The sequence below is a fragment of the Candidatus Hydrogenedentota bacterium genome, assembly GCA_035416745.1.
Taxonomy (GTDB): Bacteria; Hydrogenedentota; Hydrogenedentia; order Hydrogenedentales; family SLHB01; genus UBA2224.
In genome coordinates this window covers 35,784-62,750 of sequence record DAOLNV010000011.1, presented here as the reverse complement: position 1 = coordinate 62,750, position 26,967 = coordinate 35,784, and the positions used below count along the sequence as shown (strand labels likewise).

Sequence of the window (26,967 nt, the reverse complement as noted above, 5' to 3'; positions counted from 1 at the left end):
GTCGCCGCAAAGCTCGTGTTGTATGCGACACCCTTGCGCGCAGGGGAAACGCTGTCGGTGTATGTAAACGGCCAGGGCCCTGCCATGGCCGAAGGAACCGCCTCAGCAGAGACAGCGGGGGACGCACCCCTCGACGCAGGCCGTATCGGCGACGACATCTTCGACAAGGATTGGTGGCGCCGCGGCGAGCAGACGATCCCCGTCGACGCGTCCTGGTGGCGGCTGGGCACGAACGAGCTCCGGTTTGTCTACGGAACGTCGCAAGTACAAGACCCCGTGTTTACCATCACATGGATCGACCTGCTCCTCGATTACAATGGGTAGCAGGGCGGGGGCAGTCCGGCGCCACGGGTGATGCTCCCCGCCGTTTATGCCACTGATGTCCTTTCCTTGACCATCAACTTGCACCGCGCAGCCGCAGTCTGCACAATAGCGGTCTCCGGGGTCTCGGAAACAGGCCCCATTCCCACCACGAACGAGAGGTATTGGCTATGTGTCGAGAACGCGCTCTATATCGAATCGCGCTGGGGCTGTGCCTGGCGCTGGTACTCGGCGTGGCGGCCGCGCATGCCGCCGATGAGGAGGCCTACCAGAACCCGGCGGACCGCGTGCCGCCACCGGAACAATGGCGGCTCGAGCGCCACAACGCCATGAAAGCGCGCCTGCTCGAGGGCAACGCCGACCTGCTGTTCATCGGCGATTCCATCACCCAGGGATGGGAAGAGACCGGCAAAGAGGTGTGGGACTATTATTACGCGGACCGGAACGCGGTGAACCTCGGCACGTCGTCGGACCGCACGTTTCACGTGTTGTGGCGGCTGGACGACCTGGACTTCAGCAAGGTGTCGCCCAAGCTGGCAATAATCATGATCGGCACCAACAACCGCGTAATGCATACCGCTGAGCAGATCGCGGAAGGCGTGACGGCCATCGTGCAAAGCGTGCGCGGGAAACTGCCCCAGACAAAAGTGCTGTTGCTGGGAATCTTTCCGCGCGAGACGACGCCCGATGCCGAAAACCGGGTCAAACTCGCCGCTGCCAACAAGATCCTGGCCAGCCTGGACGACGGACAGAACATCTTCTTCCTCGATATCGGCGAGGAATTCCTCAACGACGACGGGATCCTTCCCGAGGAAATCATGCCCGACGCGCTGCATCCCAACACGCTGGGCTATTGGATCTGGGCTCGGGCAATGGAGCCGGCCGTCTCGCGCCTGATGGGCGAAATGTCGCCTGACAGACCCCCAAAGGGGTTCGTGGCCCTGTTCAACGGCAAGGATTTGACCGGCTGGAAAGGGTTGTTGAAGGGGCCGTTGGACAATCCCGAGAAGCGCGCCGCCTTGACTCCCGAGGAACTCGCCGCGGCCCAGGCGGAAGCCGACACACTGGCGCGCGAGCATTGGAGCGTGATCGATGGCGTATTGAAGTACGACGGCAAGGGCACCAGCCTGTGCACCGCCCAGGATTACGCGGATTTCGAGATGATCGTGGATTGGAAGATCCCGGCCAAGGGCGATAGCGGCATCTATTTGCGCGGCGCGCCCCAGGTGCAGATCTGGGACACGGCCCAATGGCCGGAAGGGTCCGGCGGACTCTACAACAACCAGAAGAATCCCAGCAAGCCGCTGGTTTGCGCGGACAAGCCGATCGGCGAGTGGAATACCTTCTACATCAAGATGATAGGCGAGCGTGTGACCGTGTATTTGAACAACAAGCTCGTGGTCAATAACGTGGTCATGGAGAACTACTGGAACCGCGAGATCCCGATCTTCCCGTCCGGCCAGCTCGAGCTGCAGCACCACGGTTCGGACCTCTGGTTCACCAATATTTACCTTCGCGAGGTCCTGCCTGGCGACGGGTGGCGGCCCCTGTTTAACGGCAAGGATTTGACCGGATGGGAGCAAGTCGGCGGCAAGGAACAGACCTGGGGCGCCGAGAACGGCGTCCTGTATACCAGCGGCGGCGAGGGCGGTTGGCTTTCGACGACCGAACAGTTTGCCGACTTCGAACTGTCGCTCGAATTCCGCGTGCCGCCTGACGGCAACAGCGGCGTGTTCTGCCGCACCCCCCGCGAAGGCAACCCGGCCTATGCGGGCTTCGAAGTGCAGGTACTGGACGACTACGCCGCCCAGTACGCCACCCTCAAACCGTTCCAATACACGGGGAGCGTCTATTCGATCGCCGCGCCATCGCGCCGCGTAACCCTGCCGGCCGGCGCGTGGCAGCGGATGTTTATCCGGTGCGAAGGGCCGAAAATCTGGGTATCCTTGAACGGCTTCCCCGTCACCGAGGCGGACATGAGCCAGCACCAGGACAAGATCAACGAACATCCCGGCGTTGCCCGAACCGACGGCTACATCGGGTTGCAGAACCACGGCTCCCGCCTCGAGTACCGGAACATCCAGATCCGCGAGCTGAACAAGTAGCGCCTCAGGACCGCGGCGAATTCGATACTCCCCCGGACACGCGTCCGGGGGAGTCTTTTGGGTACTCCGCCGCTTGTAGCCGTTTTCGCCGCTAAAGTGTGCATTGGCGGCTGTAAATACAGTACAATTAGGCCTTTAGTGCCAATCCGAATACGGTAGAGAACGGGAAGAACCATGTCTGCGGAAACGAAGTACACACGAACCATCATTACCGGCGCGTTGCCGTATGCCAACGGCCACATTCATCTCGGCCACATCGCGGGGGCGTATTTGCCGGCGGACATCTATGCGCGGTTCAAGCGCTTGTGCGGCCATCCGATGCTGTATATCTGCGGGTCGGACGAATACGGCGTGCCAATTACCCTGACGGCGCTCAAAGAGGGCATTTCGCCCCAGGAGGTGATCGACCGGTACCATGCGGCCAATGACGAGTCGTTCGGCAGACTGGGGATCTCGTTCGACATCTACGGCCGGACCTCGTGGCCCATTCACACGGACACCACGCAGTCCTTCTTCCTGAACCTGTACAAGGGCGGCCACATCGAGAAGCGCGAGATGGAACTCTGGTACTCGGAACAGTCCGACCGGTTTCTGCCCGACCGCTACGTGAAGGGTACGTGCCCCAAGTGCGGGTTCGAGGAAGCCACGGGCGACGAGTGCGAGAACTGCGGCGCCCAGTATTCGGCCCACGACCTCATCCATCCGAAAGCCAACATTCCGGGCGACAACTCGAAACCGATCCTGAAAAAGACGGTCCATTGGTTCCTGCGTCTCCAGGACTTCACCGGGCAGCTGAAGACATGGCTCGACGGCCATCCGGAATGGCGCGCCAACGTCAAGGGGATCGCGTACAGTTGGGTCGAGGACCTGCGGTCGCGGTGCATCACCCGCGACACCGACTGGGGGGTGCCGATCCCCCTCGACGACCCCGATACGGCGGGCAAACGCTTCTACGTGTGGTTCGATAACGCCATCGGGTACGTCACCAACACGCGGCAGTACTATCTCGACCGGGGCGACAAGGACGGCTGGGAGAAATGGTGGAAGGATCCCGCCAGCCGGCTGATTCATTTTATTGGGAAGGACAATGTGCCGTTCCACGCGGTGATGTTTCCCACGTACCTGATGGGCCAGGGCGATTACATCCTCGCCGACAACGTCGTGGGCAACGAGTACCTCAACGTTCTCAACCGCGAGACGGGCAAGGTCGAGAAAGGCTCAAAATCCAAAGGCAACATGATCAGCGTGCGGTGGTTAACCTCGAAATTCTCGACCGACGCCATCCGCTACTATCTCTGTGGGATCATGCCCGAGTCGCGCGATGCCGCGTTCGACTGGGACGAGTTTCTCAACCGGTACAACGGGGAACTCTCGAACGTAGTGGGCAACTTCATCCACCGGTCGCTGACGATGACCGTGAAGAATTACGACAGCAAGGTCCCCCATCCCGGCGAATTGGACGAGGATGACCGTGCGATGCTGGCGGCCATCCCCGAACAGCTCGACGGGGTTGCGGAAGCCCTCGAGAGCTTCCGGTTCAGGCAGGGGCTCGAACGGTTTATCGATTTGGGGCGCAAGGCCAACGTCTATTTCGACGGCAAACAGCCGTGGGTAACCCAGAAGACCGACCGGGAACGCACCGCGACGACGTTATACGTCTGCTGCCAGATCGTCCGCGGCTTGTGCACGGCCATGGCGCCGTTCGTGCCCGGCGGCGCGCGCCGGCTGGCCGGCATCCTCGGCGCCACCCTGCCGGAGGGCGGGCCCGAGGGCGGCCCGGACGGCTGGAACGCGGGCAAGGACGGCCTGCCAGCAGGGTCGCCGTTGCAGAAGCCCGAGGTCCTTTTCCCGAAGCTCGACAAGGACTACATTGCCGAGTGCGCCGACGCTCACATGCGCGGAGAGGCGTTTTAGCGTGTTGGTGTGCAGCGAGGCGAAGAGAGAACTCCGCGGAACACGGCCGGGTTGGCCGTTGGGGGATGGGTGCGATGCTCGGATTCTTTCTATCGGTTGTTGTGGCCGGCGCCGCATACGGCGCGACGCCGGTCGAGGCGGACTTCGCGGAGGTAAAACCCTGGGTTGAAGCGAAGTTCGGGGGTATCAGCGAGACCCCGGCTTTTCCCGTCGACGCAATCGAGGTCGTCGCCAACCACGGGCCGGTCCAGCCTAACGCGCGCTCTGGCGAACCCCTGCGAATCGGTGCGGAGACCTTCTCCCGCGGCCTGTACTGTCACGCTCCGAGCAAGCTCGTTGTGCGCCTCTCGAAGGCCGCGGCGCGGCTCGACGCGGTAACAGGCATTGACAGCCGGGCCAACGGCGGCAGCGTCGTATTCAGTATTCATGCCGCCGGCGCGGAACTGTGGAATTCGGGCCTCGTCCGTTTCGGGGACGCCGCGCTGCCGGTTTCGGTTGGCTTGAACGGGGTTACGGAGTTTGTGCTCGAGGTGAGCGACGCAGGCGACGGCATTTCGTGCGACCAGTCCAACTGGGCCGACGCGCGGGTCACACTTGACGACGGTTCCGTCGTCTGGCTCGGCGGCCTGCCCATTCTCGGAGGGGGCCGCGAGCCGTACACCGCCGGCCCGTTCTTCTCTTTCACCTACGGCGGCCGCCCTTCGTCGGAATTCCTCGCCGGATGGAAAGTCGAACGCGCTGCGCAGAGACTCGATGACGCGCGAACGCAGCATCAACTTGCTTACACGGATGCGGATTCGGGCCTTGTCGTGCGGTGTGTTGGCGTCGCGTACAACGATTTCCCGACAGTCGAGTGGACACTCTATTTCAAGAACACCGGGACAGCCGACACGCCGATTCTGTCCGACATCCAGGCCATCGACACGCGCTTTGCGTGTCTGACCGCGGCCGATTTCACGGTGCACCATAACAAGGGCGACAACTGCACCGCGGACAGCTACGAGCCGCTGGTGGACACCTTGGGCCCGAACGCTGAGCTGCGGTTGGGGAACACGGGGGGCCGGCCTACGCAAATCGGATTCCCGTATTACAACCTCGCGGAACCCGGCGGCGGCCTGATTTTCGTCGTGAGCTGGGCGGGGCAATGGGCAGCGCAGTTCACGCGCGACGACGCCAACGGCGTGCGCTTCAGGGCCGGGCAAGAGCTTACCCATTTCACGCTGCATCCCGGCGAGGAGGTGCGTTCGCCGATGATCGTGTTGCAGTTCTACACGGGCGGCTGGATTCGCGGCCAGAACCTCTGGCGTTCGTGGATGGTGGCCCACAACATGCCGCGTCAGAACGGCGAACCGCTGAAACCGCAGGTCTCGTTGTGCACAGGCAACTACTATCCCGGTCTGATGAGTACCGCGGCGGGCGAGCTTGCGTTCATCCGCCGTTACGCCGAAGAGGGCATCCAGGCCGATTATTGGTGGCAGGACGCGGGATGGTATCCCTGCGACGGCGTGGCCTGGCCCAAGACCGGCACCTGGGAGGTCGATCCGGTGCGGTTTCCCGGCGGTTTGGTTGAAGTGGGTGATTTCGCGCGCACGCACGGCATGAAGACGCTGGTCTGGTTCGAGCCCGAACGCGTTCACGCGGGCACCTGGATAACCGGGCAGCATCCGGAATGGGTCTATGGCGGCGCGGGCGGCGGCCTGCTCAAGCTGGGCGACCCCGCATGCCGGGAATGGCTGACCAACCACATCGACCGGCTGCTCACCGAGCAGAAGATCGATTTCTACCGGCAGGATTTCAACATCGACCCGTTGCCGTACTGGCGCGACAACGACGCCATCGACGCCCCGGACGGCAGCCGCCAGGGCATCACCGAGATCCGCCACGTCGAAGGCTATTTCGCCTATTGGGACGAATTGCGGCGGCGTCATCCGGACATGCCCATCGATTCGTGCGCGTCGGGGGGCCGGCGCAACGATCTCGAGACCCTGCGCCGCGCCGTGCCCCTTCTACGGAGCGACTGGTACTCGGCGCCCGCGGGCCAGCAGTGCCACACTTACGGTTTGTCTCTGTGGTTCCCCTTCACGGGCACCGGAGTCATCAGCCAGAAAGACGCGTACTGGATGCGCAGCTCGATGGTGGCGGAATTCACCTTCGGCCCCGACGCCGCGGGGGTAGACGTGATCGATTTCGCGCAGTTGCGCGCGCGTGTCGAGGAGTGGCGGCGGCTTGCCCCGTATTTCTACGGCGATTTCTACCCGCTCACGCCCTACACGCTCGCGGAAGACCAGTGGATGGCCTGGCAGTACGACCGGCCCGAGGTTGGCGAAGGCGCCGTCCAGGTATTCCGCCGCGAGAGCAGTTTCTACGAAGCCGCGCGTTTCAATCTCCGCAGTCTTGATCCCGACCGACGCTATACTCTCTCGGACATCACGGAGGGCACGCAGACGGAAATTCCCGGTCGTCAACTCACGGATGAAGGTCTGCTGGTCACGCTCCCGGGCAAGGCTCAGGCCGCGATCTATCTCTACAAACGTCTCGAATGAGACTGTGAACTGTACATGACGGCCAACAGCCAGTCGCGAGTCCGCGAGCGGCGTCGGGCGAGGGCTTGCCCTTCCGGAAAAGAACCTGGGGGCCTGCGAGACATACCGGCCCCCTTGGCCGTATACGCCGCCCTGTCCGCAGCCGGGCCCGCCCGCTCAGGAGGCTACTTCAGGCTTTCCAGCGTTTGCACTTCCTGAGGGAGGATGCCGGCTTGGGTGACGAGAATGAGGCGCCATGCGCCATCGACGGCGGCGGGCGTAACGACGACGGGAGTGGTGCCCCAAGGGACGGTCTTGTAGTCGTTCTCGCTGTGCCAATGGCCGAAGATGAGGTAATCCAGCGGGTCGTCAACGAAAAGCACGAGCTGGCTGCGCATGCTCATGGAGGGATCGTAGCGGTGGGTCATGCCGATGGACCAGCGTGAGGGTTTCATGGCGCGCCGGAGACGTTGCAGCTCTCCGACCTGCGCATCAAGGTCGTCCGCAATAACAAAATCCTTTGTATCGAAGACGAGGTACCCGTCGACACCGTACTGAATGCTGTACACGAGCGGACCGAAGGTGTTCTCGTAGTTGACGCCTTGCCGGTCATGGTTCCCTGGGCAGACGAAGGTCGGCAGGACACAGGTATCGAGCACTTCGAAAAACCGGCGGAACTGCTCGGGCTCGCCGTTTTCGGTGAGGTCGCCTGAAATAAGGACAAAGGCCGGCTTGACGCCGTTGATGTGCTGGATGAGACGCTGGAAAACGATATCGGGCGCAGGGTCGCGGTTCGCTTTGCCGATGTGCACGTCAGTGATATGAACGATTGCATAATCGACCAGGATTTCCGAGACATATACCGAGCGGACATTCGTATCAGCGCGGCCATCGGCGGAGGCTTCGAGAGCGTAGGGCCCGAGGTCGAGTCCCGGGGAGGTTTTGCAGGTGGCGCGCAGTATACCGCCGGGAAGCTCGGTCCACTCGGGGTCGAGATCGAGAGCCGTACCGTCAGCGCGGATAAGCCGCAGAGAAGCGCGTTGGGTAAGCGTGGCCTCGAATGTCCCCCCGGAACCGATGATGACCGGCGCCCCGTTGTTGGGCGTGATGACGAGTTCGAGGACGCCGTCGGCGTTGCGCGCGTGGGCCGCGGCGACCAGTACGAGCATCGGGAATATCCAGCACAGCCGCCTCATGGCGCGGGCCTCCACGCCGGCGAGAGGGCGAACCGGCCGCCCGTGGTGGCCTCGCGCGTTTGACCCGACTCGATCTCGGTCACGAAGATCTGTGGAGTCCCCAGCCGATCGGATACGTATGCGAGGAAGGCGCCGTCCGGCGACCATGCGGGATGCCAATTGTCGTAATTCTCGCCCACCGCGACGGGAAACACGCGGATGGTGCTCGGAAAGACCCGGTACACGCCCCGCCGGCCCGAGCGGAACGATTCAAAGGCGAGCCATTCACCGCCGGGCTGCCACACGGGATTCCAGTCCGCGGCCCTGTGATTCGACACGTCCGTCGAACCCCGTTTGTAGGAGAGCACAAACACCTCGCGGTCGCCGCCGTCGTTAGAGTCGTACGCGAGAAGGTTCCGCTTGATGTTGGCGTCGGGCGCCCATTCGATGTACTCGCCCGCCGACGGCATGGCCTCGGGAGGCAGGGGGTTTGCGTCGCCGGGGTTCACGAAAAAGATGTGCGTGGTCAACCGCTTCTGGCCGGGCAGGACGCCGATGGCGATAATCGTCCCGGCATCCATCCATACCGGGCAATACAGGCTCATCGCGTCGCCGCCCCATTGTTCTTCGGTGTTCCCGGCCACGTTGTAGACCATTATGAACGAGCCTTTGGCCATGTCTTCGGGGCGAATGTCGTCCGCCCCGTTCGTGCCTGTGTAGGCGACAAGGCTGCCATCCGGCGACCACCGGGGTATGTCGTTCCACGCGTATTTGTGAGGAACGTTGCGCGCCTCGGAACCGTCCGCCCGGACGATGCGGATGACCATGCCGTCGGGGCCTTTCGTGGGAAACGCGAGCCATTGGCCGTCCGGGGACCAGACAGGCGCGCCGTCACGGTCGCCGGGACCCAGCGGCGCGACCGCGCCCGTGGCGAGCTCGATGATTTCGACCCGGCGGTCTTCCTGTTCCGTGCCCGATACAAAGGCGATCTGGCCCGTGGGCTCCGCGCCAAGCAGGGCGGCGTATGTGCAGAGAATTACTGTAATCACGGGGCCGATTGTATCACATCGAAAATGTCCGAAGCCTATCGTCGTAGCGGCCGCCGCGGAACGCGTGGCGCAGCCCAGGGTCTTGCGTCCCTCTCCGCCGGCCCCGGCGGGGCGGCAGAGGCCGCCCTCCGGCACAGTTGAAGAAATCATGAGCAAGATGCTCATGCCACGTTCAAGAATGCGGGCGCATTGCTTGCATGGCTCAGGTTGGAGGCCTTCGGTCATGAGAATGGCATGGTCTGGAAACCGCACCCGGCGATAGGAAGCGCCCGCTACTGCGGCGAATAGAACCGGGCTGCCGCTCAGCGGGATATCCGCCGGATGACAGCGTAGGCCGCGGCAGCCTTGATCGCGTCTCCGGGCAGGAATGGCGCGACGCCCAGCATCAGCGCGGCGGCGGCGGAAAAACCCGTGTACAGGCTCAACCATGCCGCGCCAAAAACATAAATCACGGCCGTGGCGGCAATGATGCCCGCCAGAGGGCTGCGGAAACGCGACACCACCCACGGTGCCGCAACGAACCCGGCAAGGTAACCGAATGTGACCCCGAACGTTGTCCCGACAGCCAGCACCGGCGCCCCGGCAAGCCCCAGCACCATGTAAAGCAGGACGCCCGCCATGGCGCGGTTGCGGCTCACCAGAAACGCCCCCACCAGCACCGGAAAGGTCTGGAGGGTCATGGGCACGGGTGTGAACGGCAAGGGAATCCGTATCCATGCGCCAAGAGTCATGAGACCTGCTACGGCCAGGACATCCAGGACCGCCGAGCGCTCCTTCTCGGCAGACGTTGCGACTGGAAGCGTGTGCAATGTGTCCATGGCCACATAGTGTAGCCCGGCAGAAGCGTGCGGTTCAACCGCGCCGCCGCTGCGCGGGCGCTAGCGCTCCCCAATCAGGACAGGAACTTGCTGGAAGGATCTTGTTGTCTCCATAAAGACAAGAACGAACTCACACGGAGACGCAGGGAACACGAAGATTGAATCCTCCGAAACAGAACGAGACAGGAAGCATCATTGTGGATTGCGCCGTGGCGCTTCATCGAGAGACGGGTCCCGGGCTCTTGGAAACAGTGTATGAAGCGGCTCTTGCGCAGGATTTGGAGGCCCGGGGCCTGCGCGTGGCACGTCAAGTTCCCACCCCCATCGAGCTTCGCAGGCTCCGGTTCGACGAAGGGTCTCGTGCGGACCTCATCGTGGAGGACGCCGTTCTTGTGGAACTCAAATCCGTGGAGAAGGCCACGAAGGCGCACCATAAGCAGGCGGTGACCTATCCGCGGCTGACGGGTATCAGACTCGGCTGTCTACTCGACTTCGGCGAGGCTTTGATGAGCGACGGCATTCCCCGCATCATAGACGGGGATGTTGAGTCGATTCCGCTTTCGCGCAGGCGCCATTTCTCCCGTGTCCTTTCCGTCTCTGTGTGAGTTTCTCCAATCGCCGTGCTATCCGGATTTGGTGGCGCTGGCGCTCCTTGCATCGAGAGAAACGGAGTCGTATCATAAATGTCTGCGCTCTCTGCGCATATTCGAGAGAACAATCCATCCAGCAATTCGGAATATGGCGCTTCGCGCATCCGGCGTCCCGGGGGACGCGCCGGAGCGGTGGCGCGTTCTGTGGAGTATTCAGGTCGTGCGACGCAATATTGTTCATGAAGGCGCCACCAATCTAAGCTACGCCATCCGTGAGATCGTCACGGTGGCCCACGAGATACGCGATCTGGGGCAGCCCATCGTCTGGGAGAACATCGGCGACCCCATCGAGAAGGGCGAACGGGTGCCCGCCTGGATGAGTCAGGTCATCAAAGAGCTTGTCGACGACCCCAAATCCTGGGGCTATTGCGATACGGCCGGCGTTCCCGAGACGCGGCGGTTCCTGGCCGACCTGGTCAACCTGCGCCCGGGCGGGGTGCAGGTGAGCACCAACGACATCATTTTCTTTAACGGTCTGGGAGACGCCGTAGCGAAAGTCTACGGATTCCTGCGGCGGGAAGCCCGGGTGTTGGGGCCGTCCCCCGCGTACAGCACACACTCGTCCGCCGAAGCGGCACATTCGGGTTACAGCCATGTCACCTACGAACTTGACCCTTATAACGGATGGCTGCCCGATGTCGACGATATCCGCAAGAAGGTGAAATACAACGATTCCATTGCGGGAATCTTGCTGCTTTCGCCCGACAATCCCACCGGGGCCGTATATCCCCGTCCGATTCTGGAGGAGATTGCCGAGATCGCCCGCGAACACCGCTTGTTCGTGATCGCCGACGAGATATACGTCCACATCGTGTACAACGGCAATCCGCGCATGCACATGAGCGAATGGATTGGCGACGTACCGGCCCTTGCCATGCGCGGCATCAGCAAGGAATACCCCTGGCCCGGTTCGCGCTGCGGCTGGCTGGAGGTGCTCAACAAGAACCGCGACGAAAATTTCGGGCGCTACGTCGACAGTCTTCTCGCCGCAAAACGTCTTGAGGTGTGCTCGACAACGCTTCCGCAGATGTCCATCCCGCGCGTCATGGGAGACCCGCGCTATCCCGAACACCTGGCGAAACGTGCCGCCATGTTCGACAAGCGCGCCGACGAGGCTATGGCAGTCTTCGCCGGCTGCGACTCCGTCATCGTCATCAAACCCGGCGGGGCGTTCTACTTCACCGTCATGTTCAAGCCGGGCGTCTTGAACGACCATCAAACCCTGCGAATCGCAAACGACCGCGTGCGGCGGCGCATCGAAGAAATGGTGAAAGGCGTTCCGCCGGACCGGCGCTTCGTCTATTACCTCATGGGGGCCACCGGCATCGTCGTGGTTCCCCTCTCAGGGTTCCAGAGCAGCCACGACGGATTCCGGATAACCACACTCGAGACCGATGACCGGCGCCGCACCTGGATCTACGAAACCGTCCGCGACGCCATCGACGAGTACGTATCAAGTTAGGCAGCGGCCCGGGGCGGTCTCGCCGTTGGTCATTTCTTTTTCGCGTCGAGCTTGTCGGGTTGTTCGAGGGCGGCCCGGTGATAGCAGTAGATGCGGCCGTCTTCGGCGCCCACGATGAGGTCGAGCTTGCCGTCAGCGTTCCAATCGACGGCCTGGGGCGCGGTGTTGTGGCCTGCCAGCGCGCGCATCGTGAAATCGCCCCGCCACACGTAGCGGTTATCGCCGGTGTTTTCGAACCAGCCCGTGTTTTGGGTGTTTCGGAGGAGATCCAGGTCGCCGTCGCCGTCCCAGTCGACCAGATGAACGCCGGCGCGGCCGCTCTTGCCGCCCTCGCCGTCGTTCAAGCGGAGGGGTTCGCCCTTCTCATCGAGAAACACCCGTTTCCCGGGTTCCAACACCTCGCCCGCGTTCCGGTAGAAGGCCAGATAGCCTTCGTGATCGATGCTGATCAGGTCCTGCCGGCCGTCGGCGTCCCAATCCAACACATTGGGCCGGCTGCGCCATTGTACGACGAGCTGGTCGGGCCCCGGCTTCCACCAGTTCCACGCGGGATACGGCGGTTCGCCTGGCCACGCCACCCGGACGGCCTCGCGCTCAACCAGTCCGATGCGTTGAAGCAACAGCCGTTCGATGCAGCCGACGATCGAGTTGACGACGAGCTCCTTTTGCCCGTCGCCGTTCAGGTCCCCCAAACACGGGACCGTATACCCCCATTTTTCTTCGGCGGGACCCTGCACGCTGAGGTTGTATCCCGCCTGGATGCGGAAGGGGACGCGCCCCTGGCGCAGATACTGCCCCTCGAGATACGCGCCGTCCCGCACACGGAACACCTCGATATAGCCGGCCGAGTTTCCGCAATAGAGTTCGCCGGTCTCGGCATCAAGCCACGGCGTCACTAATACGCCCGACTTGATGGGCGGGTCGATTTCCTTCAGGAAGAACTCGGCGGCAAACAAGGGCGCGCCCCGGTTGACGCCCAGATTCAGGATAACGCTGACGCGCCCGTCTTCCTGGCCGACTACGAGGTCGACCTGCCCGTCGCCGTTCCAGTCGCACGGGAGCGGGTTCATCATGCACAAATCGATCTTGAGGCGGCCGTCGCGCGTCATCGCGGGCTGCGGCGGCGCGAGACGGGGGTTGGTACGCGTGCCGACATTCTCGAAATAGGTAAACTCGTCGCGAAATTCGCCGCAGAGAAGATCGAGGTCGCCGTCGCCGTCCCAGTCCGCAATGCACGGACACGGGTTGCCGTACACGTCGATCGGCGTGTCGTCGGCTTCCAGGCGGATGCCCTCCGCGTACACCGGGCTCTGGTTCGTGCCAGTATTCTTGTGAAACCAGAGGTACCCGTGCAGCGGGCCGCGAGTCCAGTTGCCGGCCGCGTCAAATCCCATATCCCAGCCATATTCTTCCCAGTCGCCAAGGGCTCGAATCACGTCGAGCACGCCGTCGCCGTCCCAGTCCACTTGGCGCGACAAGAACGCGCGGACGCGTCCCTCGGGCTTCTTGAACGGACCGTCGTGCTTGGTCCACGCGTCCGGATTGCGCACGCTCGCCCACCAGGATTCGCCGCCGAGCAAATCTTCTTCGCCATCGCCGTTCATGTCGGCCAGCGCGCAATACGACACGCCGTCCGCCAATCGCCGCATTTGGCGGAAGACGCCCTGGGACTCCTGGATGTACAGGTAAACGCCGCTCTGCGGCTTGTCCTGGCAACTGTAGAGGAGGTCCCAATCACCGTCGGCGTCCCAGTCGATAGGCATCGCGGTCGCCCAGAGACCCACCCCCAGATCCGCCACCACGCCCGGGCGTCCGTAGGCCAGCATATCGCCCGCCCCCACGAACACAGGGGTTGCGGCCGGGGCGGCTTCCGTCTCGACGGTGTATACACATGCGCGCGACCCGTCATCCGTGCGCGTCCAGTACAGGTAGCGTTTATCGAGTTGCTGCTGCACCTTGGCGGGGATTTCCTGCCCGGAACCGCCATCAAACGCCCGGGCCATCACGCCCGGGCCGAATTCCGTGATGTCGAATTGCGCGGGCGCGTTGGCCCACGGCTGGGCAAACCCCGGCGCCTCCACCTGAAACGTAGCTCCTGATACGATGGCCAGCAACACAGCGAGCATGATCGATTTCCTCCTGGTCAAGGGTGAAGTGACATGTTACCCGTTTATAAGAACCGCGACAAGGAGGACAGGGAGAAGACAGGGCCCGTGCCGGTCTCAGGCGGCTGAATCGGCCGGTTCCTTACCGTCTTTGAACCGCACGGACACGAGCTGCGACACGCCCCGCTCCTGCATCGTCACGCCGTAAAGGGCGTCGCCGCGGGCCATGGTCTGTTTGTTATGGGAGATGACGACGAACTGGCTTTCCTTCGTGAATTCGTCGAGCATGCTCAGGAAACGCCCGATGTTGGCGTCGTCCAGCGGCGCATCGACTTCGTCGAGCACGCAGAAGGGGCTCGGCTTTGCACGGAAGATGCTGAAGAGAAGCGCAAGCGCGGTCATGGCCTGCTCGCCGCCCGACAACAGGGAAATGCTCTGAAGTTTCTTCCCGGGCGGCCGCGCCTCGATCTCGATGCCGCTCTCGAGCGGGTCGTCTTCGTCAAGCAGGTATATGCGGGCCTGTCCGCCGCTGAACATCGTGCGAAAATAGTTGCGGAAATGGTCGCCGACAAGAGTGAAGGTCTCCATGAACATAGAGAGGATCTTCTTGTCGCTGCGGGCTATGACTCCCAGAAGGGTCTCGCGGGCGCTCTGCAGGTCGTTGTATTGGGTCGTCAGGAAGCTCTCGCGTTTCTCGAGGGCTTCGTATTCCTCAATGGCCATAAGATTGACTTCGCCCATGCGTTGCAGCCGGCCCCGCACGTCGTTCACGAGCTTGTCGCGTTCTTCGAGGGAATACTCGTCTGTTCCCACCTCGTCTTCACGCAACGATGCCAGCGCTATGTTGTACTCATCGAGAATGCGTTCCTGAAAGAAGCCAACACGGTCTTCACGCTGGCGCAGGGCGAGTTCGGTCTCGTGAACCCGCGACTGGGCGCCGCGGGCTGTTTCGCGCAGTTCCCGCAACTCCTTCTCGAGGGTCTCGCTTTCATCCAGCAGCGTTTGCCGCTGATTTTCCGCATCGATGACCTTCTTGCGGGCCTGTTCCTTGCTCTCCGACAACGCGCTGGACCGTTCCAGGTGCAGACGGATGTCCCCTTCCAGCCGTTTTCGCGTCTCTTGCTGGCTCACAATGGTTTCGCGGCGGCGGCGGGCCTCGTCCAACGCCTCCTCGCGCCGCGCCTGTTCGCGCTCGACATCGCGGTCGATTTCCTGGATGCGCTGAGCAATGCCTGCCTGGCGCACGCGCAGGTCGGCAAGCTGGCTCGCACACACCGACAGAGCCTGCCGCGCCCGGGACGCGCTTTCCTGGGCTTCGGCGATCTCGTGTTGAATCGCTTCGTCGTCGCTGGCCATCGTATCGGCGCGCGCGGAGGCTTGTCTGCGCTGGTCCTCAAGGCCGTCGCGGCGCGTGCAAAGCTCGTCGCGCTGCGCATCAAGTTCTTGCGCGCTCTGGACCAGGCCGTCCAGCTCGGCGCTTTGCCGGGCGATGGCCACCCCGATGTCGCCCAGTTCGCGCCGAATCGCGCTTTCTGCTGCTTCAAACGCGTGGATTTGGCTGGTCAATTCCTGTATTTCAGCCCCCAGAGCCTGCCCACTATCGGCCATTTCGGAGAGCTGGCCCTCGAGCTCGATCAGCTGCTTTTCCAGCTCGGCGATTTCCGCGCTGCGTCCGAGCAACCCGCCGCGGTCATGACGCGTGCGGCCGCCGGTCACCGCGCCCGAAGACTGCACGACTTCCCCGTCGAGGGTAACCAGTCTCGGGTAAGACTGTTCCTCGCGGGCAATTCGAATCGCGTCATCAAGCGTTTCAACAACGACGGTATCCCGCAAAAGGTACTCGACGGCCGGACGGATGTGGCCGTCGAACTGGACAAACGATATGGCATCTCCGACCACGCCCTGACGGCCCGTAAGCGACAGCGCCTCGCGAATGGGGGAACGCAGAATGTCCAGGGGCAGAAATGTGACGCGCCCGGCTTGGTTCTCTTTCAGAAACTCTATCGCTCCCTTGGCCGCCCCCGCATGTTCCGTCACCACGTTGTTGATATTGCCGCCTAGGGCCGCCTCGATCGCGCGCTCGTACTCCTTGCCCGTGGACAGCAGATCGCCGACGGGGCCGATGATGTCCTGCATCCCGCCCTGGCCATCGGCTTTCGCCCGCATGACCGCCCGCACGCCCGCGGCAAACCCCTCGTAATTGTCCCGCAATTCGCGCAGAGACGTCAGGCGCGCAGCGAGGCTGCTCTTCTTTTCACGAAGCGACTGCCACTCCTGGTCGAGGGACCGCAGTGCCTGGGTTTTGTCGGCCTGAGCGCGCTGGGTACGCGTCCGGCCGGCCTCGGACTCGGTGAGACGCGCCTGTTTCTCCGCCTCCTGGCCGCGCTGTTGCCCGAGCGCTTCGAGCAATTCCTCGCGCCGTTGCCCGATACGCTTCTGGTTCTCGTAAATGGATTCCAGTTGGGACTCGATGTTGAAGATAGTGACGGCCAGGGTCTCGAGTTCCGTCGCCGCCTTCGCGCGTGTATTCATTTTTTCGACAGCCAGCGCTCGCTTGGCCTCGAGTTGCACGTCGGCTTCCGCCACCTTGCCGGTCAGCGCGCCGTGCTCCTGGGCCTTGGCCTCGATGGCCGCCGAACAGGCGTCCAATTCGCCCTGTGCGTTCTCGCGCGCGGCGCGCGTACGTTCGATATGGTCCGCGATTGCCTCGGCGCGCTGCTCAAAATCAGCGCTCTCCGTCTCGGCGCGCTTCTCCTGTTCTTCCGAAAACGCCATCTGCTGGCGGGTAAGCGCGATCTCGCGCTCGAGCTTCTCCATTTCAGAGTCGATCTGGTGGACTCCCTCGCGGCGCGCCAGCAACACGCGGTCCTGTTCGAGTTTGGCCAGGCCCAGTTCTTCGAAACGCGCCTCAAGTTCCGAGGTTTTCGTCGAGGCGGCTTCGTATTCGTCGGTCGCCTCCGCGAACCGTTTCTTCAACTCGTCGATTTCCGAAGTCAACGTCCTGTACTTCAGCCAGGCCGCCCGGATCTCGATGTCGCGGAGCATGGCCGTCAGCTCGCGGTACCGTATGGCCGCGTTCACCTGGCGTTTCAGGGAACGCATCTGGCGCTGTACCTCGGCGATAATGTCGCTGAGCCGCAACAGGTTGTTTTCCGCGGACTCGAGTTTGCGAAGGGCCGCCCGCTTCCGGTTCTTATACTTGATAATCCCCGCCGCTTCCTCGAACAAGAACCGCCGGTCTTCGGGCTTCGAACTCAGGATCAAGTCCATCTTGCCCTGACCGACCATCGAGTAGGCGCTCGTCCCGATGCCGGTATCCATGAACAGTTCCTGGATATCCTTCAAGCGGCAGGGCGCGCTGTTGAGGAGGTATTCGCTTTCCCCGGAGCGGTATAGGCGGCGGGTAACGGCCACCTCGGCAAAATCGACCGGCAGGTTCGAATCGGAATTGTCAAAAAGGAGCGTAACCTCCGCCATCCCCGTCGGATTACGGTTCTCGCTGCCGTTGAATATCACGTCCTGCATGAGCGAGCCGCGCAATTCCTTTGCCCGCTGCTCGCCCAGACACCACTTCATCGCGTCGAGGATATTGCTCTTTCCGCACCCGTTGGGTCCGACGATTACGGTAACCCCCGGCTCGAACCGAACCACGGTATGGTCAGCAAACGACTTGAATCCGGATAATTCTAACTGCTTGAAATACATGATAAACGGGAATCCGTGTGCTTCTGGTTCACATTACTCATTGTCCGGGTCTTCGCGCAACAGCCGCCTTATCGAGCGCGCTTTCCCCGTCTCGTCGTCCGCATCCACAACCACGGCGGCCAGCGCAGGCCGCCCGGCGGCCACCTCGAATTCCACGGGCATCCCTGTCAAGAAACGCCGCAGGATCAGGTCGCGCTCGACGCCGATGACCGAGTCCAGGGGGCCCGTCATGCCCACATCGGTGATGTAGGCCGTCCCCCCTGGAAGCACCCGCTCGTCAGCCGTTTGCACATGGGTATGGGTTCCGATAACCGCGGTGCATTTGCCGTCGAGATGCCATCCCATCGCCACCTTCTCCGAGGTCGCCTCGGCGTGCATGTCGACGATAACTACCGGCGTTGCCTGCCGAAGCTCCTCGACTACACGAGACCCTACCGCAAAAGGGCACAACACCGGTTCCATGTACACCCGCCCGAGCAGGTTCACAACGCCTACCGTCCGGCCATCGTCGAGGCGGTACGCCACGAACCCTTTGCCCGGGACTCCCTCCGGGTAGTTCGCCGGCCGCACGACGGCGTCAAACGAACCAATCGCCTTGACAAATTCCCGCTTGCGCCAGGTGTGGTTTCCCAACGTAATCACCTGGACTCCCCCTTCCAGGAGCTCGCGCACCAAGGCCGGCGTGATGCCGAGCCCCCCGGCCGCATTTTCGCCGTTCGCGATCACCAAGTCAACCGCGAACTCGTCGCGCAGACGCGGCAGCCAGCGGGCCACGCTCCGCCTGCCCGGCCGCCCCACGATGTCCCCGATGAACAGTATGTTCATGATCGCGATGCGCTCGTGGTTGCTTCCCTGCTAATTGGCCGTTTCGCTCGCACGAGTCTCGCGAATGACCGTGACCCGGATCTGCCCCGGATACGTCATCTCCTGTTCGACCTTTCGGGCTACGTCGCGCGCAAGTTGAGCCGCCTGGGCGTCGTCCACCTTCTCGGGAATGACGGCCAGCCGAACCTCGCGGCCCGCCTGGAGAGCGTACGATTTCTCGACGCCCTCGAACCCGTTGGCCAGGGCCTCCAATTGCTCGAGCCGTTTCACGTACGATTCAATGGTCTCGCGGCGGGCGCCGGGACGCGCCGCCGACAGGGCGTCGGCCGCCTGGACCAGCACCGCCATCACGGACTGCTTTTCCTGCTCGTTATGGTGCGCGCCGATCGCATTGACGATGTTCGGGCTTTCGCCGTAGCGCCGGGCAAAATCCGCGCCGATAGCCGCATGCGACCCTTCGACCTCATGCGTCACCGCCTTGCCGATGTCGTGAATCAACGCCGCACGCTTGGCCTCTTGCACATTCAAACCCAGTTCCGCGGCCATCATCCCCGCCAGGTGGCAGACCTCCTGCGCGTGGCGCAACACATTCTGCCCGTACGAAGTCCGGTAATTCAGCCGCCCCAGAAGCTTCACGATTTCGGGATGCAATCCGTGGACGCCCGTCTCGAGGCACGCCGCCTCGCCCAATTCCTTGATCGTCTGGTTCATTTCTTCCTGAACCTTCGCGACCACCTCCTCGATGCGCGCGGGGTGGATGCGTCCGTCCTGGATCAGGCGCTCAAGGGTAATCCGTGCCACCTCGCGCCGGATGGGATCGAAGCCCGACAATATGACCGCCTCGGGGGTATCGTCAATGATAATATTGATCCCCGTGACGCTTTCGAGGGCGCGAATGTTGCGCCCCTCACGCCCGATGATGCGGCCTTTCATCTCATCGTTCGGCAGGTCTACCACCGACACCGTGCTCTCGGCCACATGGTCGGCCGCGCACCGCTGGATCGCCTGGCTGATGACCCACTGAGCCCGTTTCTCGGAATTCTCGACCAATTCATCTTCGATCCGTTTCAGACGCAGAGCAGTGTCCCGCCGGACCTCGTTCTCGAGCTGCGTAAACAGCTCCCGGCGCGCCTGTTCGGCGCTCATGCCCGACACGCTCTCGAGTTTGGCCCGCTGCTCCTGGATGATCCGGTCGATTTCCTCCTGGCGGTTCTCGAGGGCCTGTTCGCGTTTGGTCAGGTCGCGTTCTTTGGCGCTGACCTCGTTGGCTTTGGTTTCGAGGAGTTCGACGCGCTTGTCGACGCTCTCCTCCTTGGCGAGGATACGTTTTTCGAGAGCAACGAGTTCGCGGCGCTGTTCGCGGGCCTCACGTTCGACTTCGGCCCGCAGTTCGATGCGTTGTTCCTTCAGTTCGGTTTGTGCTTCTTTGAGAATCGTCGCGGCTTCCCGTTCGGCATCGGAAATAGCCTGGGCGGCTTCTCGCCGCGCCTTGCTCATGTAGCGGCGCCGCATGATACGGCTGCCGATAGCATTGAGAATGATCCCGATAAGGATGCCCGCTACGATCCACAGTGCGACAGAAAGTGGATCCATGCGTGAACCTCCGCCCCCTCAGGGACTGTTCATTCCGGCGGGAGGCGCAAGGCGTAAGGAGTCATCCGGGGTTGCGCTAACACAACTCCAGAAGGTTGCAGTACTTAACCTTGGAAATGTTCACTCCTGAAAAAAGAGAAGCCCACTCGACATATCTCAGAACCGTCACAACTCCTCGGCACGGCCTTCCCTCTCTTACAGCCGTCTTGAGCCGATTCGTCTCGTAACGTGGGCAAAATGCAACCAATATACTCTACCGCCCTGCTTCCAGCCGGATAGCTTGGGTCAAAACGCTACGCCATACTAACAGATTAAGTATAGGTATGCCATCCCACTAAGTCAAACCCGCGGATCAGCGCTTGCGCCGGACTTGGGAGACGCTTTATCTGTTGGGTATACTGCGCCGAACTGCGTCACCGGAAACCAAGGGAACTGCCATGGCCAAGACGAAAACGAAATCGATTCCGCCGCGCCACGCGGTCAAACAGGAAGACACGTGGGACCTGACGCCTCTGTATCCCAGCGACGCGGCGTGGGCCCGGGCGTTCAAGAAGCTCAAGCGCATGGTTGGCGGATTCGCGAAGTTCCGGGGAAAACTGAAGCGGTCCGCCAAGACGATTCGCGCATGCTTTGACTTCGAGGTCGAGTTCGAGAAACTGGCCGAGCGCATAGGCTCGTACGCGTTTCTCAAGTCGGCGGAGGACGTCGCCAACAGCACGCATCAGGCCATGGTCGCGCGTTACGTGCACGTGGCCACAGTGGCGAACGAGGCCGCGAGTTTCATTGCTCCAGAGATCCAGGCCATCCCAAAAGCCAGAATGCGGCGGTTCGAGCAGTCGCCCGTTCTCGAACCCTACCGGTTTCAGCTGAGAAAACTGCTTCGTTACCGCCCGCACATTCTGTCGCTCGCCGAAGAACGCCTTCTCGCCATGCAGGGCGAGGTGGCCGGCAGCGCGGGGCGCATCTTCGGGCAACTCAACGACGCCGACCTCAAATTCGGGTTTGTGACCGACGAGAAGGGGGTCAATGTCGAGCTGACCCAGAGCTCGTTCCGCACCTTGCTCGAGTCGCCCAAACGCGCAGTCCGCAAGCAGGCGTACCAACAGTTCTACAAAGAGTACGCGGACCATGCCAATACCCTTGCGGCGGCGTTGAGCTCGTCGGTGCTGCAGGATGTCTACAACGCCCGCGCCCGGAATTTCGGGTCATGCCTCGAACAGGCGTTGTTTGCCGATAACGTCCCGGCGTCCGTCTACGACAGCCTTATCGAGGCGGTCCACGACAATCTGGCGACGGTCTACCGCTACCTCGAACTCCGCCGTAAGGCTCTTCGCGTGAAGGACCTTCGTTTCTACGATAACTACGTGCCTCTGGTGCGGAACGGTGCATGGAAGAAGACTTTCGCCGAGGCGGTAGGCATGGTGATGGAATCCCTCGAACCGCTGGGCGCCGCTTATTGCCAGGCGCTCGAGAAAGGCCTGCGCGCCGGACGCTGGGTCGACCGCTACGAGAATCGCGGCAAACGAAGCGGCGCATTTTCGGCGGGGGGGTATACCGGCCCGCCGTACATCCTCATGAACTACCAGGAAGACGTCATCGACAGCGTCTTCACCCTGGCCCATGAAGCGGGCCACTCGATGCATACCTATCTCAGCGCGCGTACGCAGCCGTTTCAATACTACGAATACGCGATCTTCGTGGCGGAGGTGGCCTCGACGTTCAACGAGCAATTGGTAAACGCGCTGCTGTTGCAGAAGGCCACGGACAAGAAGACGCGGGCCTATCTCATCAGCCGCGAGATCGACGAGATTCGCGGAACGCTCATTCGCCAGACCATGTTTGCCGAATTCGAGAAGATCGCCCACGCCATAACGGAAGCCGGGGAACCGCTCACCCTCGAGCGCATCCGGAGCGAGTACCGCAAACTGCTCGAACTGTATTTTGGCCCCGATTTCGCGCTCGATGAATCGCTGTCGCTCGAAGGGCTGCGCATCCCCCACTTCTATCACTCGTTCTACGTGTACAAGTACGCGACGGGGATCTCGGCGGCCATCACGTTGGCCAGGCGCGTCATCGAGGGCGGGCCGAAAGCGCGCGACCGCTATCTCAACTTCCTCAAGGCCGGCGGCTCAAAATTCCCGCTGGATTTGCTGCGTGACGCCGGGGTGGACCTCACCAGACCCCAACCCGTCGCGACGGCCATGGACCGGTTCAAGACGCTCGTGGGCGAACTGGAAGAACTCGTCTGAGGCGGTCACTTGCCGCCGTGCTGCTCGCAGCCCTGGCACCCGTCCCAGCAATACGTGCACAGTTTCTTTTTCGGCAGACCGATCGCCTTAACCAGGTCATCGAGTTTCTGGTACTTGAGCGTGGTCAAGGAAAGGCGCTGGCGAACACGCTCCGTCATGGCGGCGTATTCCGGAGTCGAAGGGTCGATGTATTTGCGGATGTTCTCGTCGCCGTCCCCCTCGAGTTCCTTGATGGCCCGGCGGGCCGCCAGGTCCATGACGGTCCGAGAACGGGAGAAATTCAAGAACTCGCAACTGTACACGAGTGGCGGGCATGCCGGCCGCATATGCACCTCGAGCGCGCCGTAATCATAGAACTGTTGAATGGTGTCCCGAAGCTGCGTGCCCCGTACAATCGAGTCTTCGCAGAACAGCAGCCGTTTCCCCTGGATAAGCTCGACGATGGGAATGAGTTTCATGCGGGCGACAAGGTCGCGCATTTCTTGAATTTGGGGCATGAAACTCCGCGGCCAGGTCGGGGTGTATTTCACGAAGGGGCGCGCATAGGGGATCTTGGCGGTGTTGGCGTAGCCGATGGCATGGCCCGTGCCGGAATCGGGAATGCCCGCCACGAGATCTATGTCCTGGTCGTCGTTTGCGGCGAGGGCGGCCCCGCAACGGTTGCGCACCACCTCGACGTTGATACCCTCGTAGTTGGAGGAAGGAAACCCGTAGTAGACCCACAGAAACGAGCAAATGCGAAGTTCGTCGCGAGGCGGGACTTTCTGTTCCACCCCCTCGGCGGTGACCAACACGATTTCGCCGGGCCCGAGATACCGATCGACCTCGTAACCAAGATTCGGGAGGGCGGTCGTCTCGAAGGTGACGGCATAGGCCCCCTTCTTGCGCGCGGTGGTCAAAGGGGTGCGGCCGTAACGGTCCCGGGCGGCATAGATGCCTTGATCCGTCAGAAGAAGCACGGTGCACGACCCCTCGATGGCTTCTTGCGCGGCCTGAATACCCTCTTCGAACGACGCTTCCTGGTTGATCAAGGTGGCGAACAACTCGGTGGGGTTAATGCCGCCCCCGCTCATCTCCGAAAAGTGCGTGGTCCGCTTCTTGAATGCGCGCTTGGCCAGACCGTCAGCATTTTTGATCGCGCCGACGGTCACGATGGCATACGGGCCGAGATGCGACCCGATAATCAACGGCTGCGATTCAAAGTCGCTGATGACGCCAATGCCGAAATGGCCATGCATCTGCCGGATATCGTCCTCGAATTTGGAACGGAACTGCGCCGTGGATATGTCGTGGATATGTCGGGTGTACCCCTCGCCGTTCAGTACGGACAGTCCCCCGCGCGAGGTGCCAAGATGCGAATGGTAATCCGTTCCATAAAAGAGGTCGCTGACGCAGTCATCCTTCGATGCGACGCCGAACAGTCCGCCCACGATGATTCTCCTTCACTAACGGCCAGACATAACAGGCAGGGGTCTTGCCAGGCCACTGACCCGGCAAGGCAATGTACCGCATTGAAGGGGGTCGGGGCAAGGGTCCTGTGCGCCATGCGGAAGAGCATTGCCTTTCGCGTCCTCATGGCGCCTCGGAGGGCGCGCTCGACACAAAGCCGGAGACGCCCGCGGCCCTGGCGGGGCTGCATGGGCATTCCCCCAGAGACAAGCGCCGCACTCACCGGCTCTTCAACCGCGTGTCCCTGCCGGCTTAAGTTAGTGCCATTCAGGCCAGTCCCTGTTTCGCTTCGTTCTTTACCCGTTCTGTGTTGCGCTGACTGCCGAGTTACCCGAGTGTCCGCCGTGCGCGCCGGTACACGGCATCAAGAGCGGCGGACTTGCCGGGGTCGAGCGTCCAGACGTGGTCGCGCGCCAGCTCGCGCGCGCGTTCGCGGGCCGCTTCGAAACATCGGGGTGAACCCGCCGCGAGCCATTGCTGAAACATCCGGCTGGAGAACAGGGCCGAATCCCACTGAAGGTCGCGGAAGCGGGCTAAGGTAGTCGGCTCAGTCATGAAGGAACCGCCGGCGTTCTCGAGCACCGCATCCACCAGCAAATCTGCCTGGCCAAGACAGGACTCCGCCATCTCGGCGGTGCGTTTGGCGACCCCCAGGAGTTCGCAGTCAATCACCAGCTGCACGGGCGAATAGAGTTCGTCCAGCGACAGGCTCCCCGCCCCCGTGAACGACCGCTTGCCCCGAGACGCCATGTAGCCGGTGAAAAAGGCTTTCTGCGCCGCCGCCTGCTGATCCGGCTGCTGGCTCATGGTCTTGAAGGATTTCGATTGAATCTCTGTTTTGAGACGTTTGTTGACCTCGATCTCGAGCAAATTGATGGCGATGTTCGATGGCGTACCGTAGACAAACGTGGCTGTACGCATGTCGATGGGATAGACATTGACGCACAGGCTGAGGTTTGCGGCGCCTGTCGCCTGGAACACCATTCCTGCGCCCAGGACTTCCGCGAGCGCAAGCACGAATCCGCCCGGTATGGTCGCAGGCGCCGTCATGCCCAGGATGGGCATGGTGCCGATGCCCACGGGCGCGTCAGGCAAACGCCGAAGCATGTGGAGGGCGCAGTCCACCTCCTGTCCCTCCAAGCGTAGCGGCGACACGACGTGGACGCCGATGGCATAGGGCACACCCAGGATGCGGCAGCACTCCGCGATGTATTCCTCGGCTTCGGGCAAAGCGCGCAGGGCGTAGGCCGGGCAGGCGCGGCTCCATTTCGCGCTCGCCACGAACTGCGCTATGCCCTGGAGCGGCGGCGGCACGTCCTGCGGGATGCCCGGCGCGCCGCCCACAATGCCGTGGCCGCGCAACGCGTCAGCGAGCCGCGCACCCTCTTCGATATCCCCCAGCGTGATGGGACGGGAAGCGCCGTCCAAATCGACGATGTGGTGGGCGTGGGCGGTCGCACCCACGGAGAATCCGGACGCCGGCCGGTACTCGCGTCCGGCACAGTAGCTCTCCAGAAAATCGCCCGTGCGTTCCGGAGCGAAATGCGCGCGTTCGCCTTTCACTGCGATTCCCGGCGTTCCCGCGAGCCGCTTACGCAACCCCGCGTCAGCAACCGCCAACCCTTTGCGGTCCAGCACCGTCACGGCCCCCTCGACTATTCGTTCGACCAGGCCCGCGAACCGTCCGGCTGCGTCGTCAGATTCCACTGCGCGTTCCTTCTACTCGGCCGGCCTCCAAAGGACGCGCGCAACGAACAGCGCGCCCGTCGCCCCGCCTTTCTTATAAACCTCGGGGAAGAACATACCCTCGCAGACCGTCACCCAGCTTTCGTCTTCCGTGATGGGGCCCGCGCCGAAATTGCCGAGGGTGGCCCCGCGCTCCGGGACGGCCACACGTTCCGTAGCCCGGATGACGCATAGCCGCTCGGGATCCACTTGCGCCATGAAAAGGGGCGCGCGATGCCGGAAAATGTGGTCGTTGTTCGCGCCGCGGCGCGTATAGACCAGAAACAGGCCGTCGCCGTGCGTCAGCCAATGTTGTTGGGTGTTGTAGCTGCCGAGTTCCCCGCCATCGTCGAAGGTCCACGGTTTGAGGGGCGCGAAATGGAGACCATCGCCGCCCACGGTCACATACCCTTTCTCGTCGTTGCGGATGGTCAGATAGTACCTCCCCTGGAACAGTATCAGGGACGGTTCGTCGCAGCCGCGGGGCACGTCCAGCGTGATTTCATCGCCGTGTGCCAGGTATGTGAGTGTCGTTCCATCAAACGAGCAATGCACGACGGTCGACGCCGACAAGGCGGCCGCGCCCTTTCCGCGCATCTCCGGCGGGCAGTAATACTGCGGAATGAGCAGCGTGCCATCTTCTTTGATCAGCCATTGACAACACCCGGCTCCCGCGCTCCAGAACTTCTCCTTATCCGGAAAATCGAGCATTTGCCATGGCGCCCATTGATCCGTCTTCGGATCGTACACCGCGTACCCCAGGCCGCGGGGATGGGGGGACTCCATCAACGCGCGATTCTTGTAGCGCACCGTGTGCCCGACAGCCAGCAGTCTGGCGGTGGGCGCATGCCATCCCGGCACGAAGTCGCAAATCCCGAGCGTGACGCCGTCCGGCAGCTCCCGCCAACCCAGCGCAGGCTGCTCTTTCGGTTCCGACCACGTCTTGCCGAAATCGTCCGAGCGCATGGTGTACAAGCCGGAGTAGAAATCGGAACTCTCGAGGTGCTTCTGCAGCGTTATGATAATAATAGGCGGGCCATCTCCCGTCATGCGCGGGATGGCGGCCGCGCGGGGCTGAAACCAGCAGAAAGTCTCATCGTACCCTTCGTGGGCAACCTCGAGCTTGATGTCATAAGGTATGCCCACCGGCGTGTCTCCCTTCTCCGCTGCCTGCGCGGCAACGGACCCACCTATCACCGCGGCCAACAACATTGTAATCGTGCGCATGACACTGTGCTCCCTCGATCGAAAGATCGGCCAGCCACTCGAATGCGGATTCACGTTTCGCTCCTCAGTATGG

At 62.3% G+C, this 26,967-nt stretch carries 17 protein-coding genes; 7 read left to right on the top strand and 10 right to left on the bottom strand.

What is annotated here, in order from left to right; all coding sequences use genetic code 11:
- The 4 genes from PLJ71_06145 to PLJ71_06130 all read left to right on the top strand — a co-directional run.
- Positions 1-324: hypothetical protein (locus tag PLJ71_06145; GenBank protein ID HQM48250.1), on the top strand; the 324-nt coding region annotated here is incomplete at its 5' end.
- A gap of 167 nt (positions 325-491) precedes the next feature.
- On the top strand, positions 492-2,426 hold the full coding sequence (locus PLJ71_06140) for a DUF1080 domain-containing protein (GenBank protein ID HQM48249.1): 1,935 nt from the start codon (positions 492-494) through the stop codon (positions 2,424-2,426).
- A 174-nt stretch (positions 2,427-2,600) separates the two neighbouring features.
- Positions 2,601-4,340 (top strand): methionine--tRNA ligase, encoded by a 1,740-nt coding sequence (gene metG / locus PLJ71_06135; protein HQM48248.1) that lies wholly within the window; start codon positions 2,601-2,603, stop codon positions 4,338-4,340.
- Positions 4,341-4,414: 74 nt separating this feature from the next.
- The gene (locus PLJ71_06130; protein ID HQM48247.1) at positions 4,415-6,883 is read left to right on the top strand and encodes an NPCBM/NEW2 domain-containing protein; all 2,469 of its coding nucleotides are present in this window, start codon (positions 4,415-4,417) and stop codon (positions 6,881-6,883) included.
- A gap of 164 nt (positions 6,884-7,047) precedes the next feature.
- Here PLJ71_06130 and PLJ71_06125 read toward each other — a convergent pair whose 3' ends face one another.
- The 3 genes from PLJ71_06125 to PLJ71_06115 form a co-directional block, all read right to left on the bottom strand.
- A complete protein-coding gene (locus PLJ71_06125; GenBank protein HQM48246.1) occupies positions 7,048-8,058 on the bottom strand; it encodes a metallophosphoesterase in 1,011 nt (336 codons plus the stop codon).
- The gene (locus tag PLJ71_06120) at positions 8,055-9,236 is read right to left on the bottom strand and encodes a hypothetical protein (GenBank protein HQM48245.1); all 1,182 of its coding nucleotides are present in this window, start codon (positions 9,234-9,236) and stop codon (positions 8,055-8,057) included. The genes PLJ71_06125 and PLJ71_06120 overlap by 4 nt, the downstream gene beginning before the upstream one ends.
- Positions 9,237-9,388: 152 nt before the next feature.
- Entirely contained in the window at positions 9,389-9,904 is a 516-nt protein-coding gene (locus PLJ71_06115) for a biotin transporter BioY (GenBank protein HQM48244.1), read from the bottom strand.
- 158 nt (positions 9,905-10,062) lie between these two features.
- On the opposite strand from PLJ71_06115, the gene PLJ71_06110 reads away from it, so the two are divergent.
- Together PLJ71_06110 and PLJ71_06105 are read left to right on the top strand one after the other, a co-directional pair.
- Positions 10,063-10,509, top strand: a complete 447-nt coding sequence (locus PLJ71_06110) for a GxxExxY protein (GenBank protein ID HQM48243.1) — start codon at positions 10,063-10,065, stop codon at positions 10,507-10,509.
- A gap of 205 nt (positions 10,510-10,714) precedes the next feature.
- The gene (locus PLJ71_06105) at positions 10,715-12,016 is read left to right on the top strand and encodes a pyridoxal phosphate-dependent aminotransferase (GenBank protein ID HQM48242.1); all 1,302 of its coding nucleotides are present in this window, start codon (positions 10,715-10,717) and stop codon (positions 12,014-12,016) included.
- 29 nt (positions 12,017-12,045) lie between these two features.
- On the opposite strand, the gene PLJ71_06100 is transcribed toward PLJ71_06105, so the two are convergent.
- The 4 genes from PLJ71_06100 to rny form a co-directional block, all read right to left on the bottom strand.
- A complete protein-coding gene (locus tag PLJ71_06100) occupies positions 12,046-14,142 on the bottom strand; it encodes a VCBS repeat-containing protein (GenBank protein HQM48241.1) in 2,097 nt (698 codons plus the stop codon).
- Positions 14,143-14,238: 96 nt separating this feature from the next.
- Positions 14,239-17,826: a chromosome segregation protein SMC gene (gene smc / locus PLJ71_06095; protein ID HQM48240.1), complete on the bottom strand. Its 3,588-nt coding sequence runs from the start codon at positions 17,824-17,826 to the stop codon at positions 14,239-14,241.
- Positions 17,827-17,859: 33 nt separating this feature from the next.
- A complete protein-coding gene (locus PLJ71_06090) occupies positions 17,860-18,651 on the bottom strand; it encodes a TIGR00282 family metallophosphoesterase (protein ID HQM48239.1) in 792 nt (263 codons plus the stop codon).
- A 30-nt stretch (positions 18,652-18,681) separates the two neighbouring features.
- Positions 18,682-20,244, bottom strand: a complete 1,563-nt coding sequence (rny, locus tag PLJ71_06085) for a ribonuclease Y (protein ID HQM48238.1) — start codon at positions 20,242-20,244, stop codon at positions 18,682-18,684.
- A 437-nt stretch (positions 20,245-20,681) separates the two neighbouring features.
- Here rny and pepF point away from each other — a divergent pair, with 437 nt between their 5' ends.
- Entirely contained in the window at positions 20,682-22,493 is a 1,812-nt protein-coding gene (gene pepF / locus PLJ71_06080) for an oligoendopeptidase F (protein HQM48237.1), read from the top strand.
- Between the two features lie 5 nt (positions 22,494-22,498).
- On the opposite strand, the gene PLJ71_06075 is transcribed toward pepF, so the two are convergent.
- The 3 genes from PLJ71_06075 to PLJ71_06065 form a co-directional block, all read right to left on the bottom strand.
- Positions 22,499-23,923 carry an amidophosphoribosyltransferase gene (locus PLJ71_06075; protein HQM48236.1) on the bottom strand — a complete coding sequence of 475 codons (1,425 nt, stop codon included), beginning with the start codon at positions 23,921-23,923 and terminating at the stop codon, positions 22,499-22,501.
- Positions 23,924-24,269: 346 nt separating this feature from the next.
- Positions 24,270-25,649 carry a trimethylamine methyltransferase family protein gene (locus tag PLJ71_06070; protein ID HQM48235.1) on the bottom strand — a complete coding sequence of 460 codons (1,380 nt, stop codon included), beginning with the start codon at positions 25,647-25,649 and terminating at the stop codon, positions 24,270-24,272.
- A gap of 12 nt (positions 25,650-25,661) precedes the next feature.
- Positions 25,662-26,894 (bottom strand): exo-alpha-sialidase, encoded by a 1,233-nt coding sequence (locus PLJ71_06065; protein HQM48234.1) that lies wholly within the window; start codon positions 26,892-26,894, stop codon positions 25,662-25,664.
- Positions 26,895-26,967 lie beyond the last annotated feature (73 nt).